At 49.8% G+C, this 14439-nt stretch carries 11 protein-coding genes; 7 read left to right on the top strand and 4 right to left on the bottom strand.

The window, feature by feature from the left end:
* Positions 1-243 precede the first annotated feature (243 nt).
* The 3 genes from ACYVR3_RS01275 (at position 244) to ACYVR3_RS01265 (ending at position 5339) form a co-directional block, all read left to right on the top strand.
* Positions 244-2511, top strand: a complete 2268-nt coding sequence (locus tag ACYVR3_RS01275; protein WP_461242797.1) for a mucin-binding protein — start codon at positions 244-246, stop codon at positions 2509-2511.
* Positions 2447-4567, top strand: a complete 2121-nt coding sequence (locus ACYVR3_RS01270) for a mucin-binding protein (RefSeq protein WP_461242796.1) — start codon at positions 2447-2449, stop codon at positions 4565-4567. Before ACYVR3_RS01275 ends, ACYVR3_RS01270 begins: the two co-directional genes overlap by 65 nt.
* A gap of 190 nt (positions 4568-4757) precedes the next feature.
* Complete coding sequence (locus ACYVR3_RS01265; protein WP_461242795.1) at positions 4758-5339, top strand: isochorismatase family protein; 582 nt, start codon at positions 4758-4760, stop codon at positions 5337-5339.
* 826 nt (positions 5340-6165) lie between these two features.
* On the opposite strand, the gene ACYVR3_RS01260 is transcribed toward ACYVR3_RS01265, so the two are convergent.
* Entirely contained in the window at positions 6166-6813 is a 648-nt protein-coding gene (locus ACYVR3_RS01260; RefSeq protein ID WP_461242794.1) for a M57 family metalloprotease, read from the bottom strand.
* Between the two features lie 146 nt (positions 6814-6959).
* On the opposite strand from ACYVR3_RS01260, the gene ACYVR3_RS01255 reads away from it, so the two are divergent.
* Together ACYVR3_RS01255 and ACYVR3_RS01250 are read left to right on the top strand one after the other, a co-directional pair.
* Positions 6960-7775 (top strand): sugar phosphate isomerase/epimerase family protein, encoded by an 816-nt coding sequence (locus tag ACYVR3_RS01255; RefSeq protein WP_461242793.1) that lies wholly within the window; start codon positions 6960-6962, stop codon positions 7773-7775.
* Between the two features lie 21 nt (positions 7776-7796).
* Entirely contained in the window at positions 7797-8363 is a 567-nt protein-coding gene (locus tag ACYVR3_RS01250; protein ID WP_461242792.1) for a DNA-3-methyladenine glycosylase I, read from the top strand.
* A gap of 33 nt (positions 8364-8396) precedes the next feature.
* Here ACYVR3_RS01250 and ACYVR3_RS01245 read toward each other — a convergent pair whose 3' ends face one another.
* The 3 genes from ACYVR3_RS01245 to ACYVR3_RS01235 form a co-directional block, all read right to left on the bottom strand.
* Positions 8397-8561 carry a hypothetical protein gene (locus ACYVR3_RS01245; protein WP_461242791.1) on the bottom strand — a complete coding sequence of 55 codons (165 nt, stop codon included), beginning with the start codon at positions 8559-8561 and terminating at the stop codon, positions 8397-8399.
* Between the two features lie 459 nt (positions 8562-9020).
* On the bottom strand, positions 9021-10040 hold the full coding sequence (locus tag ACYVR3_RS01240; protein WP_461242790.1) for a glycosyltransferase family 2 protein: 1020 nt from the start codon (positions 10038-10040) through the stop codon (positions 9021-9023).
* A 32-nt stretch (positions 10041-10072) separates the two neighbouring features.
* Entirely contained in the window at positions 10073-12013 is a 1941-nt protein-coding gene (locus tag ACYVR3_RS01235; protein ID WP_461242789.1) for a glycosyltransferase family 39 protein, read from the bottom strand.
* A 201-nt stretch (positions 12014-12214) separates the two neighbouring features.
* Between ACYVR3_RS01235 and ACYVR3_RS01230 the strand changes: the two genes are divergently transcribed.
* A complete protein-coding gene (locus ACYVR3_RS01230; protein ID WP_057152335.1) occupies positions 12215-12904 on the top strand; it encodes a response regulator transcription factor in 690 nt (229 codons plus the stop codon).
* Position 12905: 1 nt separating this feature from the next.
* Positions 12906-14210: a sensor histidine kinase gene (locus tag ACYVR3_RS01225; RefSeq protein WP_054735821.1), complete on the top strand. Its 1305-nt coding sequence runs from the start codon at positions 12906-12908 to the stop codon at positions 14208-14210.
* Positions 14211-14439: the final 229 nt, after the last annotated feature.

The raw sequence follows: 14439 nt of genomic DNA, 5'->3' as shown, positions 1-14439 counted from the left end.
ATTTGATAAGGTGTGTGATAATCCGACAGTTACTGTCGTTGTTGGAACGAACGCATATTTGTGACGTTCTAGACCAATTATACCGACTTTCTCCGGTTTAGAAAGAAATGCTTGATACCTAAACCTAATCCCGGTAAACTTCAGATGAAAAGTTGGCTAGACCGATTGTTTGAAACGATAGTTAGGGCAGATTGATGGCCTAAATCAATCTAGGAGGCATAGCGAAAAGGAGTGTGACAATCGATGGGAAGAAAAGCTAACCAGGCACACGAACGACTTATCAGGGATACGACAGAAACGAAAGTTTGGTTTAAATTATACAAATCTGGCACGAAGTGGTTAATTGCTGGGGTTGCTGCCACAACGTTAGGGCTGGCTGGAACAACGATTAGCGCAAAGGCGGATACGACTGAACCGGCGGTGACCGCACCGGCCGATTCGACGACAGCTGATTCAACTACGATTAATTCAGTGGCTGATCCACTAACGCCAGCAACCGCTGCCGAAATGTCAACGACTGACGTGATTGAGCCAGCTTCAACAACGCCAGCCGTGAGTGCACCTGAAGCAACTACGCCAACGACTCAGGCACCGACAACAACTGCACCTGAGTCAACGACCCAGTCAGCACCTGTTGCTGAGGCAATTCCAGCAGATAATACACAGACAACTCCGGCAACTCAAGTCCCAGCTACCCAGACACCGGCCGAAGCTGTTCCGGCACCTACCACTGATACGCAATCCAATGCAACCACGGCGCAAAGTACCTCTGAAACGACACCAGTTCCAGAAGTAGCACCTACTGAAGCGCCGGCAACCACGGGAAGCAGTGAACAGAGTGCGGCTGCTACGACCCAATCGGCTGATGTGGTAGCACCATTGGCGTTGGCGGCTACGGGGTCATCAGTATCGGCGGTTAATCCGAATAGTATCGATATCACTGAATTAGCTTACGGTACGCCAAAATATGGTTCGGTCGTTACCCAAGTTGATCAAATTGTAACGACAATGAATACCAATATCCTCTATTCTGATGGCGAGCAAGTATTTCGAATTGCACCCAATACCGCTGCGGCCAATGCACCTAATGATGTGATAACAGAAGTGTTCACGAATAAATCCTACATTCAAGGGGTTACTTTTTCGGCGACTAATACTAGAACAATTGATGGCCAAATTACGTTAACTGATCAATCAGTGGTTACGATGCACGTTCCAGGACAAACGATAACTGTTAACGGTGACTATTTTATGAAACCGGGTATCGGCGGTCCATGGTTCGTTTGGTCAGCGGATCAAGGTAGCGCTAATGAGTGGGGGTTAGTTCAAAAAATTGACCTGATTACTGAAACAGACATAACCAACGATGCGGAAGAAGTTAAAGCTGCGCAAGTATCATTAGCTAATAGTACAAACACAATTGTAATTCCAGAAAAAGATTATACTGCGACCTTCGATTATGGTAATTTTTGGATGGTAGTTCGGGGATATTATATGGTCGTTCCCGGAACTGATGGCAGAATGCAGGTTACTGGTAGTCAAGGTCAATTTATTGCAACTACGATCGACTTGACGCCAACCGTTGATGCTGTAGAGCCTAATCCGACTGTTGTCACCGGTACCGGCACTGCGCCGGGAAACATCATTACAATCACGAACGGCGATAAAACCGTCACCGCAACGGTCGATGATAATGGTAACTGGACTGCCGACCTAACGGGTTTTGATCCAAGTACCGATATTTTCGTGGTTGAATCAAACGACCTCGGCGACACACCTGGTATCGTAGCGTTACCACAAGTCGTCAACGCTCAACGGAACATCACTTACGTTAATGATCAAGGAGACCTGGTAGCTGAAGTTGTGGCGCAGACGTTGCCGATTACCCGTGACGTGACGGTGACGGATGCCACAACGCCGGATCCAACTTATGGTGAATGGACGCCGGTAACGACGAATGGCCAATTTGATGAAGTGGTCACGCCGGTATTGACGGGGTATTTTACCACGCAACCAGTCGTTGATGCTGCTGGGATTGAAGCCATCAATCTGAACAATCCAACGACGCCGATTCCAATCACCGTGGCGTATCAAAAATTAGGTGCCTGGACGACGAATGATCCGAGTGTTGGCGACATTGATTACGAAAATGATCCTAACGATGCGAGCGCGATTAAAACAGACACAGTAATCCCGTATGTTGCTACTAAAACGCCAACTAGCGCGGGTAAGCCGTTAACGCAAGTTGATCCTAATGATGTGACTAAGGGGTACCTTCCGCCAACCCCAACGACATTGAATATCGACACGCCAATCGACTATCAGACCAATCCTCAATTGGTGATTCTTCATTTCCGAGATGTCACGAATGCGAGTGATCCGAAAAAATTGGTGGATCACTACATGACTGGCGCACCAGGTGAGTTGGTAGGGACGGACTTTGCTGATGGGGGCACGTACTGCTCAAGAGAAGTTGGGTTATGTCTACGTTACAAGCGACATTCCCGATGACGTCGAAGTCGATAGCGATGATACCGTCGACCAAGAGTTCACGATGGATTTCATTCACCGTACTGAAACTATTACCCCAGATAAACCGGGGGTTCCAGGAACGGCAGTCGATCCTGATAACCCGGATGGAGTGAAGTGGCCAGCTGGTTCGGATGATGTGACGAACCTATCAAAAACGGTAACCGAAACCATCACCTACGTGGGGCCTGACGGTGACACCGTATCGCCAACCCATACGGATCAGGTCAGCTTTACTCGAACCGCAACGGTGGACCTTGTTACCGGCGAGATCACCCCATCAACAACTTGGACGGCAACTAACGACGACACGACTTTTGATGCTGTGACGAGTCCGGTCATTGCAACTTATTACACAGTGACGCCCGTGGTGGATGCAGTAACCGACCTGACTGCTGAGAGTCAAGATAAAGTCGTTGAAGTGGTTTACCAACAATTGGCGGCGTGGGTACCAACTGACCCGAGTTATCCGGAAGTGCCCTATCCAAATGATCCAAACAATCCGGGCGGAGTACTCGATCCAACTGGACCAGATGCGCCAGTGATTCCTTACGTACCAGGTTTGATTCCACAGGGACCGAATGGTGAGAATTTGCCGCCAAAAGATCCGAATGATCCGAGTCAGGGGTACCTTCCGCCAACGCCGGCTGATCCAGGTGAAGCAACGCCAATCACGTACGTGGACAACATCCAAAAGGCAACCGTGACCTATCAGGATGTGAACGATGAAGCGAACCCAAAGCCAATCGGTGACGTGGATGAATTTACGGGTGAAGGTGGTACGGTCAGTGATTACCGGACAGCTGAGCGAATTGCGGCCTTGGTTGCTCAGGGATACGTCCTGCAAAACGATGGGTATCCAGCAGATGGGGTCAAGTTTGACAATGATCTCAAGCAAGATCAGGCATTCGTTGTCACGTTCATCCACGGAACGGCAGCGGTGACGACCGAAACTCCTGGGAAACCGGGTGAGCCGGTTGATCCAGAGGATCCAGATGGGCCGAAGTGGCCAGCGGGTAGTGACGATACCACATCGCTCACGAAAGTCGTGACTGAAACCGTCACGTTTACGGATGTTGACGGGAACCCAACGGCACCGACTTATACGGATGAGGTGACCTTTACCCGTGATGGCACCGTTGACCTAGTAACCGGCGAAGTGACACCAAACAGTCCATGGACGGCGGTTGATGGCGATACCACGTTTGATACCGTGGTGATTCCAACGGTACCAGGTTACTTTGCGGATAAAGATAAGGTGCCAACCGTAACGAATCTGACAGCTGATAGTCCTGATGTGACGGTCGACGTGACTTACAAGAAAGTGGGGAACTGGACATCTACTGAGCCGGGTGGCGAACCAATTCCGTACCCGAATGACCCAACGAAACCAGATGGTATCTTGGACGTTACCGACCCAGCAGCCCCAGTAATTCCATACGTACCGGGGAAGACACCACAGGGGCCTGATGGTAAGCCATTAACACCAAAGGATCCAAACGACCCAACGCAGGGCTACCTGCCACCAATTCCAAGTGACTTGGGTGAAGATACCCAGATCACCTACGTGCCCAATCCTGTAATTGGCTCAGGAACTGGCGATGGTGGTACAACGCCGGACGGGAGTAACACTGGCACAACCCCTGACGGTACCACCCCAGGATCGGCTGGTCCTGAAACACCAACCCCGGGTCCAGTTTCCGAAACGCCAAGCAATGATCCTAACCAGCTAGGACCAACCGCACCTGAAGCCCCCCAAGCAGGCACTGGCATCGGAACTGGATCGACACCGGCCCGGGAACCTAACAACCAGCAAGTACCACAAGCGTCCCCAACGGCAGTTTCCTCCCCAGTTGCTACCCCCCAGGCACCGACTGCCGGGACGGCGCAAGCAGCAACAGACGCGCAAGCAGCACAACAGCTACCTCAAACTGATGATGCGGTTTCGATTTGGCGTCAGGTTGGACTTGCACTGCTGAGCTTGTTAGGATTAGTTGGTTTAACGAAACGGCGTCGGCGTGATGGAGGTGATGCGTGATCCGTGACTATCTAGAGCGGTATGAGTAGTAGAGAAAGAACAAGTATCACCTCAGCAAGGTTGTTTTGAGCAGCGTGATCGTGTCCGCATCTTGGATATGGTAGCGCTGCTTATTTGTGTGGTGGCCTCGGTTGGCGTATGATAAAGGTCGCATTTAATGCCAAATTCATTCGAAAGTAGGCTGCTAACCATGGCCCAAACCAAACTCGACCTCGCCAAAACGGCGCTGGTCACTATCGATCTTCAAGAAAATATCTTGCACCCGCAACCATTAGTCCCGTATGCGGTGGATGATGTCGTTGCCACCAATAATCAATTAGCTAATCATCTGAAAAATACCGCTGCACTCATCACGCTGGTGGGTGTCAACGTCAGCGATGTCCATCGGTTGAGTGCGATTGATGAACACCAAGACGAACGCACGATTGATCGGACTCAAGAAGATATTACGCAAGTCCTCGATGTTGCGCATGATACCGATGCACAAAATGTCATTCAGGTGACGAAGCATAATCCGGGGGCATTCTTTGGAACTGATCTGGATCTGCAACTTCGCCGACACGGTATCGATACGATTATCCTAACCGGGGTTTCAACTTCCAATGGCGTTTACGCGACAGCGTTGGATGCTTATCAGTCTGCTTACCGGTTGATTGTTGTCGCGGATGCCTGCTCAGACCGCAACGTTGAGAACCATGAGTTTATTTTGAACCGACTGATGCCTCGAATCGGCGAGGTGACTACTTTGGCTGAATTGTTGCCACGGTTGTGATGATGAACGTTAAAAAGCCTAGCGCGTTGTGCGTTAGGCTTTTTACTGTCGCTTGTGTCCAGCGTAAGCATGTGTAGTTTGTGAAGCTCGGTGATTCTGGTCTTCTATAGTGGGGGATGCCGCGGGAGACTCCGGCGCTATGCGAGGCTGGAACGCAGTGGCGGGCCTACGAGCTAGGAATGGGCAAAAAGCGCCCATGCCGGATCTCTCCGGACCCGCGTATGACTAAAGCACTCGCAGCCCGAACCCCACGGACTACGACTGCTTAAGTCATACCGACACTGCTGAGCCTCGCGCGCCTCCGCCTCCCGCTACATGGTGCGTTGTCGGTAACAGAACATCTGGCTGTCACATTCTGAAGTTGACGGAACTGCGTAATAGCGACGTTGAATGGTAACTCGACAACCGTAATAAACGATTATGGTCAATGCTCAGCAACAGCAATGGACCAACGATTGCGTGATACTAAAATCTGGCGGTTGTCAACGGAGGTCGTTGCAATTCCGTGGTCAACCGCACAATTAAGCACTTGAGATGATCTGCAATAGCGCCTAATTACGCAATGTGAGATGCAGGTAGGCGACTAGGTGGATGCTGTGTCGCGATAATTGGTGGTTGTTGGTGTTCTTCCAACAACCACCAATTATCGGGGACGAAGTTAAGACTCGCGTGGGTTGTGGCGAGGCTTAACTTCGAGGCCTGAGACCGCCCTTCGGCTCAGGCCGGCCCCACAGCAGGAACCTAGCCGCTTACCGGAATCGACAGTTTACGCAAATCATCGCACCTCACAAACTAAACAGAAGAATGCTTACGCTGGACACAAGCGTCAATTGCTGATAATTACAGAAGTATCCGCCAAGGTATCAAACGCTTGCAAGTCACATATGATGGTCACCGGTTCATCATCCAATTGCACCATTAACGGCGCAGCAATTCGTAGCAGTGGCAACTGGTAATGCTGTTTCACGCTCGCAACGTCTGCCGCCGAGATACTAGTGTAGCGGTTGCGATAGTACATCACGCTGGTGGGGTCGGTGCTATGCTGCAAGCCGATGACGTGGCCGAGTTCGTGTTCGGCGACGATGACGCGGGAAGCCCTGCTGTATTTGTAAAACTTGAACACGCCTGAGTTGATGCGGGTGATGGCGGATTGAATCTGGCTACCACGGCTGAAGAGCTGCGTTTGGCCGGAAATGGCGAGGTCGGTGGTGGTGTTGGACCAGTTTTTGGCCTGAACCTGATTAGTAGTGGTGATTTTAAAGGTGAAGGCGCCGGTTTTGTTCCACGCGGTGATGGCTTGTTGCCAAATACCGCGGTAGTAGGCACTACCTTGAAGCTTAACGGTCGCTCTGGGTGTGGCGAACCGGTAAGGGCCAAAGGGGGTTGCTGCGTGTACCGGGAGACAGAATAACCAAGTGCTCGCAACCATGGTGAGTATCAGTATGAGTTGTCGAAAACGGTGAGAAAGTAACATCGCAAACCCTCCTTTGGCGTGTCAGTTCTTAACGTTTGGTAATGAACCTTAACATTGTCTTAGTAGCTGTCATAATCAAGCCGAATTTATGGTTTTATTAAGTTAAAGCGACTATAACTGAAAGTAATAAAAAATGAGGTGATCAAATGATGCCAACGTTAGGATTAAAAGCAAGTACGTCATTCGAACAATTAAACGAACGACTACAGTATCGGCCAAGCGTCTTTGAATTTTATACAACTGCTGCAGACATGACGCAAAGTGGTCTGGCGCATTTGAAAGCGATGATCGCTTATGTTAAGGCCACTGGCGTACGGACGATTGTGATCCACCACCCAATGGCGTTTAACCATCACCACAACGAAATCTCGGTTTCGGCGTTAGCGGATCCTGAAAGTTACCAGTTCATGATGACCAGCACGGAATCGTTGATCGAACTGGCCGTGGCCTGCAATGTTCAGGTATTGATCCACGGCGCTTACAGTCAAACGGTACCCAATAAGCGCGAACTGATGGCGGCTCGTCGTCGCGTATTTAAACGCTTAGACTACTTTCAGGCTTTAGGTGGCAATCACGTGATGATTGAAAATTCCACCTCACCAGTCTTTGACTTCGGGGATCCTGAAATTGAACGCGAAGTCATGGCGCACCACTACCGGTTGTGCTACGACACAAGTCACGGGTTCATCGTGCTCCACGGCAACAATGATCAACTGGTTCGGAGCATCCGGCGATTAGCCCCCCAAACCGTGCACTACCACCTCGTTGACTCGATGGGGGTAACGCACGACAGTTTACCGCTGGGACGTGGTAAAATTGACTGGTATCGGGTGATGGGGGTTGTGAATCCTACGGCAAGTAACATTTACGAAATCGATTTGGCGGATCAAAATGATTGCCAAGAGATGCGTGATAGCCATGCGTATTTGACCCAACTGCTCACGACCCAACAAGTATCTTAATTTGAACGAAGGACTGATTAGATGACCCGTTGTGACTGGGGTGAAACGGAGAAAGACTTGATGCGGCACTACCACGATGAAGAGTGGGGTGTGGCGACTTACGATGAGACCGAAACCTTTGAACTAATGACGCTGGAGATGATGCAGGCCGGTTTAAGCTGGCAAACGGTGTTGAATAAGCGGGCCCACTTTAAAGTGGCGTTTGCCCAGTTTGACGCAGCGAAGGTCGCTCAGTTCGATGGTGCTGATGTCGCACGATTGATGGCAGATGCTGGCATTATTCGAAACCGGCGAAAGATTGACGCGACGATTGCGAATGCGCAGTTGCTGGTCAAGTGGCACGAAGCTGGCCGGTCGTTGAACGCCTATCTCTGGACGTTTGTTGACGGTAAGCCACAGGTGAACCGGTACGCCACGATGGCTGATTTACCGGGACAAACACCACTATCGCAACGTGTTAGCAAAGCCTTGAAAAAGGAAGGGTTCAAATTCGTGGGTCCCACGATCGTTCAATCCTGGCTGGAAGCACTGGGCATTCTGGACGACCACTTGGCCAGTTGCACGGTCAATCACGTTAAAACTAAATAAGCATTAAGTTGAAAATCGCACTGAAGTAGCGGGTTATGCTAATTCAGTGCGATTTTTGGGTTGTATAAACTTGTGTTGAATCGGTAGTGACGTGACGTATTGTGCGTTAATGATTTGCGCTGATTGGCTGGTCGTTGGCATCTGTGCGGCTTGAATTGGGGTCGTTGCCAGCGTTGCCAGGCCTGTGATAGCTATCATTCGGGATTGGCAGTCTCCCGCTATCATTAAAATGATGAGCGGCGTTGTTGAGATGTTGCCAACTCTGGTGCTTGTTGCAGTCGTATTCATGATGTTATCGATTTGAGTCCTAAGGTGGTTTTCTCTTTCAACACTCATTTCTCCTTTATGATGCCTAACTTGTCCGATAACGGTGCAATCCAAATTAATACTAAGTGGGACGGTCAAAAAGACGGGCCTGACTGATAACTGTAACTGGATTTTATCGGCATCGGTGCGACATATCAATTGAAGCGACTTAAAATGCACAAAGACGGTACAGACCAAAAATGATGTAGTGGTATAGGACGTTTTGATTATAGTTATAACGTCAAATCAGGCTTGCTCATCAACTGGTCTAATTCAAGTGAAGACAAAATAAACAGCCTTGAGAAATCCTGAAATTAGGAAATCGAAAGGCTGTTAGGTCAAATCATCATGTTAGCCAAGTTTAGGCTCACTTTCATCAAAGTCAGTGTGAGACTTTTTTTCACTCTTATCATTAGCGTTCGTTTTAAACGTCAATACCGATTGCTGCTTTGCCGAAAAGCCCGTTGCACTTTCAACAATGTAGAGCGGGCGTTTCTTAGCGGCGTTAAAGATCCGGTAAAGGTACGCGCCAGCAATCCCAAGGCTGACCAAAACGATGCCGACTAAGAAGAACAGCGCAAACACCAGAAATTTCAAGGTCGTCAGTCCGGTGAAGGCTGTACTTAACAGGTAGCCCAGACCAATCAGCATCGAGAAGCTTCCCAACCAAGCCGGTAGTTTTAATGGAAGTGATGAAAAGCCGGTGATGCCATCTACCGCAAGACGAACCATCTCGCGGTTAGCTGATTTCGTGTTGCCACGTTGCCGTTCTTGCCGTTCATAAGTCACGCTGGTTTGCTTGAAACCGACCCAGCTGACCATTCCGCGTAAGAAGGGATCGGGTTCGTCCATTTTACGAAGTTCCGTGACGACCCGACGATCCATTAAGCGAAAATCGCCAGCGTCCAACGGAGCGTTGATGGTGGTGATGGCGTGAAATAACCGGTAGAAACTGGCGGCCATCAACTTCTTGCCCCAACTGTCACCGGCCCGAGAAACCCGCTTGCCGTAAACGACCTGGTAGCCTAAGCGCCACTTATCGATCATGGCTGGAATCACGGCGGGTGGATCTTGCAAGTCAGCAGCCATCACCACCACGGCATCCCCCGATGCGTAACGCAAGCCAGCGGTAATGGCAATTTGATTGCCGAAGTTTCGAGACAGTTGAATCAGTTTGATGTTTTCGTTGCGTTGAACGGCTTGTTGAATCAACTTAACGCTACGATCTGTGGAGCCATCGTCAACGAAAATCAGGTCGTAGCTTTCCAGCCGGTTGGCAATGTAGTTTTCTAAGACGTCGATGGTTTCATCGATGCCAGCTTCTTCATTAAATACGGGAATGACAATGGAAATGTGTTCAGTTTGCGTCATTTTAGTCCTCCTTTGGGGCGTGAATCATGTGATTAGTAGATGGTACTAAGATCATAAAGTGCAGTTTTATTGAGTGGTCGGTGATGGGGACCGGCGACCGTTGACGTTGGGTTAGTTGCGGTGGCCGCATTAGGCTTCGCCAGCGTTGGTCGGGTCTGATATTGACTTGGCGCGATTTTTTCGGCGTTCGCTTTGATCCAACGTGTGATGGCGGTTGAGTTGGTGTTACCGGTTGTGTAGTAGAACCGAACCTGACCACTCGCGACGAGGTGTTTGAATTGCGTCAGTGTCAGGGTAGTTGCCGTACCGCTGTAGCCACCCAGTGCGATGGCCGGTTGCCCGGTTTTCATCATGTAGGGCGCAGCGGTTGCGGTTTGGTCGGTAGCCATGAGGTATTTAGCCGATCCTTGGTTGGTTGTGAGATAGTTGAGTAACTTGGTGTCTAGGGTCGCCGAACTGGCAACGGTTGTGTGCGTGGTGCTCGTTGTTGCGGCTAACGCTGGGGTCAGCGACCACCAAGCCGGCGCAATGGCGATGGTCAGCAGGCCGATTGAAATTAACCAGCGGATGGCCCGTCGTTGTCGCCCAGAAATCAGCACCATGCTGACGATGGCGCCAATTGCGAGTAGCAACCATGCTAGTAAGGCGTAGTAGTTATAAACGTACCAGGCCTGCAGACTCGTCGTGGTAACAATGGCCAGCGGTAGTAAGTAGTACTGCCAGTTATTTAACGTCGATCGGTGATATAACCGAATCAAGACGGGCAGGGTAATGCCAAACAGTGCCGCAATGGCTGGTGCCAACATGACCAACGTATCCGCTTGGAAGGCGTTGATCATCAGCAAACCGTAAACGGGTAAGAGCCAGCCGGCCCACAACAGGAGTTGCTGTTGCTTGTTGGTGAGCTGCCACCACTTGCGCTTGGCATCCCGGAAGAATGACAGACCACCGAAGAGGCCGAAGATGGCAAATGGTAAGAGCCAGCTTCCCTGTGAACCGACCGTTGCTTGAACGAGCGACTGAGTCGTGGCAGTTGTTGTCGTGGCTTGATTTGGCGCCGGCCGGTTGGCGGTTGAACTGGTCATGCTGGTAGCCGTTGTTCGATTGGGGTGAGTGGTGCTGTTAGCTAATTGTTTTGGTTGAGTAGCGCTACTATCGCTGTTATAGCTCGACTGCGCTAACAAGGATTGGTTGGTATTGGTTGAAAACGCGAGCTGCAAAGCAGAGGTCTGGGTTGCGGTTTGCGTGGTTGTGAAATCAATTGATAGGGGCCAAACGACTGATAAGGCGATCAGGGTAACGGCTGCCAGTGAGAGGTGGGTCAATTTTTGACGCCAAGACGTGGTGGTCGCTAACCAGTAAATGATGACCATGATGGGGAGAATTAAAAACGCCTGCATCAGTTTGATGTTGAAGGCAATCCCAATCATCGCAAAACTACCAATTAACCAACCCAGCTGATCTTGTGCGAGGGCTTTTTCAAGTAACAAACAAGCGAGTAGTAGGAAGAAGAGCAGGGTCGTATCGAGATTATTAGCGCGTAAGTTAGTGACAACAACTGGGGTTAGCGTCATTGCCAGTGCAGCTAATCGACCGGAAGCGCGGCCAAAAGTTGGCGTAATGAGTTGGTAGATCAACGCGACTGAACCAACGCCGAAACCAATCGAGGGGAGCACGAGACTCCAGGTGTGGACCCCAAAGCATTTAGCACTAATGGCCATAAACCAAAGGGCGACGGGTGGTTGGGTACCGGTACTGACGTTGTTGGGGTCAAAACCGGCGACCCAAAACGCATGCCAACTTTTGGTCATGGTCGTGATGAGCTGGGTGTAGTAGGCGTTGGTCGTGCTGGCGTTACCAATCTGCCAGCTATAGAGAAACAGCGCAAGAATTAAAATAAGAGCAAAAACAAAGTCGATCGCGGGCACGTGAAATCGCTTGGTGTCAGTTGTCGACGGTGACGTGGCTAGCATGAGCTGCCTCCTTCAGTCCAAATTCGGCTGTAACGCCCTTAAAATAAGCTGGCGTTCAACACTATTAAAGATACCTAAATGAACATAAGGGAACCTTAAAATTTAAAAAAAGTGGCCGAAGTCAAGATTTAGGCATTGACCTGCGCTCAAAAAATCGCTAGGTTTAATACATCAAGACAAGTTTGATGGAGGTGCACGGAGATGAGTAGTGAACTTAAGATTTTGATCGTTGAAGACGATGAAGCGCTGGCCACCAGCCTAGAACGCTTTTTGACGGACATTGCGGAAACCACGGTCAGCAACGATGGCTTTGAGGGTCAGATGCTGGGGCAGGAGGGCATTTATGACCTCGCCGTTTTAGATTTGATGTTGCCACAGATCGGTGGGTACGATATTTTAAAATACTGGCGGACGGAAGCCAAGGTCGACATGCCGGTGTTGATTTTAACGGCCAAGGATACGCTGGAAGATAAGGTTCACGGTTTCCAGTTGGGCGCAGATGATTACTTAACGAAGCCCTTCCACCGTGAAGAATTACTGATGCGGGTCAAGGCTCTGTTACGCCGGACGGGTAGTTTGGGTGCTGATAACCAACTGAAAGTGGCTGGCTTTACGGCTAATTTGAACAACCGAACCGTTACGGTCGATGGCAATAGCCTGGCTCTGAACGGGAAAGAATATGACCTTTTGATTTACTTTTTACAAAATCCTGATACCATCATTACGAAGGATCAGATCTTTGATCGACTTTGGGGCTTTGACTCCGATACTGCGCTTTCCGTGGTGGAAGTGTACATGAGCAACCTGAGAAAGAAGATCAAGGCCTGCGTCGCGGAACAACCGATCCGGACGCTTCGAAACGTCGGTTACATGTTAGAAACGGAGGATTGAGTTGAAAGTTAAAAACCCCGAAAAAAAGCAACAACTCCAGCTCTTTTTAAAGGAGTTAGTCACGTTTGCGTTGCTGTTTGCTGCCCTTGGACTAGTTGTTTATTTCTTCTTCTACCAGTCCGTTTATCGCGATATTAATTCGGGATTTACCGGGCAGAAACAACGCATCTTGCAAAACGTGCCACAGCCGAAGTGGAATCACTTACGGGGCACTCAAACTAAGAACACCGTCATGCCAACCAAGGATGGGCCGTTTCGAGCGGACATCGTGGTGTTTAACAGTAAGGGTAAAATCATGAACCAGGCGATGCTTGGGGAACGGGATTATAGTTTACTGAAGAAGACCAAGTTAAATGTGAATGATTTGGACAAAGTTCAGGAGCTGACGTTGTCGTCGGATGATGTCACGAGTCACTTCCGGACACTGCTGATCAAGGTACCCGCATCAAACTTAAACCCAATGTACGCCGGGCGTTATGTACTGATCATGGAGAACGTGGACGCGGACTTATTGGCGTTGAATAGTTTCCGAAATGCGCTGCTGGTCACGTTGATCATCTTCTGGATCTTGGCGATTGCGATTGCGTACCTGCTATCGCGGTCGAGTATGAAGCCAATCATTACGTCTTGGCGAAAGCAGCGAGATTTTAGCGCCAACGCCGCGCATGAGTTGCGGACGCCGTTGACGGTTATTCAAAACCAACTGGAGTATTTGCTGACGAAGCCAAAATCTCGGGTGATGGACGAAATTGATGAAGTAGCCACGGCACTGGATGAAGTTAACCATATGCAGACGTTGACCAACCGGTTGCTGTTACTGGCACGGTCGGATTCAAACGTCATTCAAATTAATCCGGCTGAGGTCGATTTGCAGCAGTGGCTGACGCAGGTCACCAAGCCGTACCAAGAAATTGCGATGAGCCAGCAAAAGTCCTTCCAATCCAGTATTAAGGTGGCAGGCAAGGGCAAGCTGGACGCCGATTTGATTCGCCAGTTGATCACCATTTTGATGGATAACGCGATCAAATACACGCCGGAGCACGGCACCGTTAGCATTAAAGCCACTAAGGTGCACGACAACCTCCAATTAGAGGTGGCAGACACTGGTGAAGGTATCGCGGACGAAGATAAGACTAAAGTGTTCGACCGCTTCTACAGAACGGATAAATCAAGAAATTCGAAAACCGGTGGCAATGGGCTGGGGTTAGCGATTGCCCACTGGATCGTCGGTCAGCATAAGGGTAAGCTTTATGTGAGAGATAATCATCCGCATGGGGCGGTGTTTGTGGTTAGTATTCCGTTGTAGAGCGCAAAAAAACGCGGTTAGGACCCAGAATATAAGCGTAATAAAACAGGAACGCCCGTTCTTTGGGCGTTCCTGTTTTATTGCGCTTATATGGCCGGGTCCTGCGTTTTTTGGCGCGTTTAGGCTACATAACAGATGTGAGGTGTCGGAAAATTAACTAGAATGAAGACGTTAAGCGCCAAGTTCAATTCTTGTCGATATAACAGAAAACATGCCCGGCTTTTGGGCG

It is taken from the genome of Secundilactobacillus muriivasis, assembly GCF_054785195.1.
The sequence above is the reverse complement of the archived record's forward strand: the minus strand, read 5'-3'. Positions and strand labels throughout refer to the sequence as shown.

Excerpts from the sequence above, each read along its gene's own strand:
- ACYVR3_RS01245 (WP_461242791.1), bottom strand. The coding sequence starts at position 8,561 with ATGATAGCTATCACAGGCCTGGCAACGCTGGCAACGACCCCAATTCAA.
- ACYVR3_RS01235 (WP_461242789.1), bottom strand. The coding sequence starts at position 12,013 with ATGCTAGCCACGTCACCGTCGACAACTGACACCAAGCGATTTCACGTG.
- ACYVR3_RS01230 (WP_057152335.1), top strand. The coding sequence starts at position 12,215 with ATGAGTAGTGAACTTAAGATTTTGATCGTTGAAGACGATGAAGCGCTG.
- ACYVR3_RS01275 (WP_461242797.1), top strand. The coding sequence starts at position 244 with ATGGGAAGAAAAGCTAACCAGGCACACGAACGACTTATCAGGGATACG.
- ACYVR3_RS01255 (WP_461242793.1), top strand. The coding sequence starts at position 6,960 with ATGATGCCAACGTTAGGATTAAAAGCAAGTACGTCATTCGAACAATTA.
- ACYVR3_RS01250 (WP_461242792.1), top strand. The coding sequence starts at position 7,797 with ATGACCCGTTGTGACTGGGGTGAAACGGAGAAAGACTTGATGCGGCAC.
- ACYVR3_RS01265 (WP_461242795.1), top strand. The coding sequence starts at position 4,758 with ATGGCCCAAACCAAACTCGACCTCGCCAAAACGGCGCTGGTCACTATC.
- ACYVR3_RS01240 (WP_461242790.1), bottom strand. The coding sequence starts at position 10,040 with ATGACGCAAACTGAACACATTTCCATTGTCATTCCCGTATTTAATGAA.
- ACYVR3_RS01270 (WP_461242796.1), top strand. The coding sequence starts at position 2,447 with ATGGGGGCACGTACTGCTCAAGAGAAGTTGGGTTATGTCTACGTTACA.
- ACYVR3_RS01260 (WP_461242794.1), bottom strand. The coding sequence starts at position 6,813 with ATGTTACTTTCTCACCGTTTTCGACAACTCATACTGATACTCACCATG.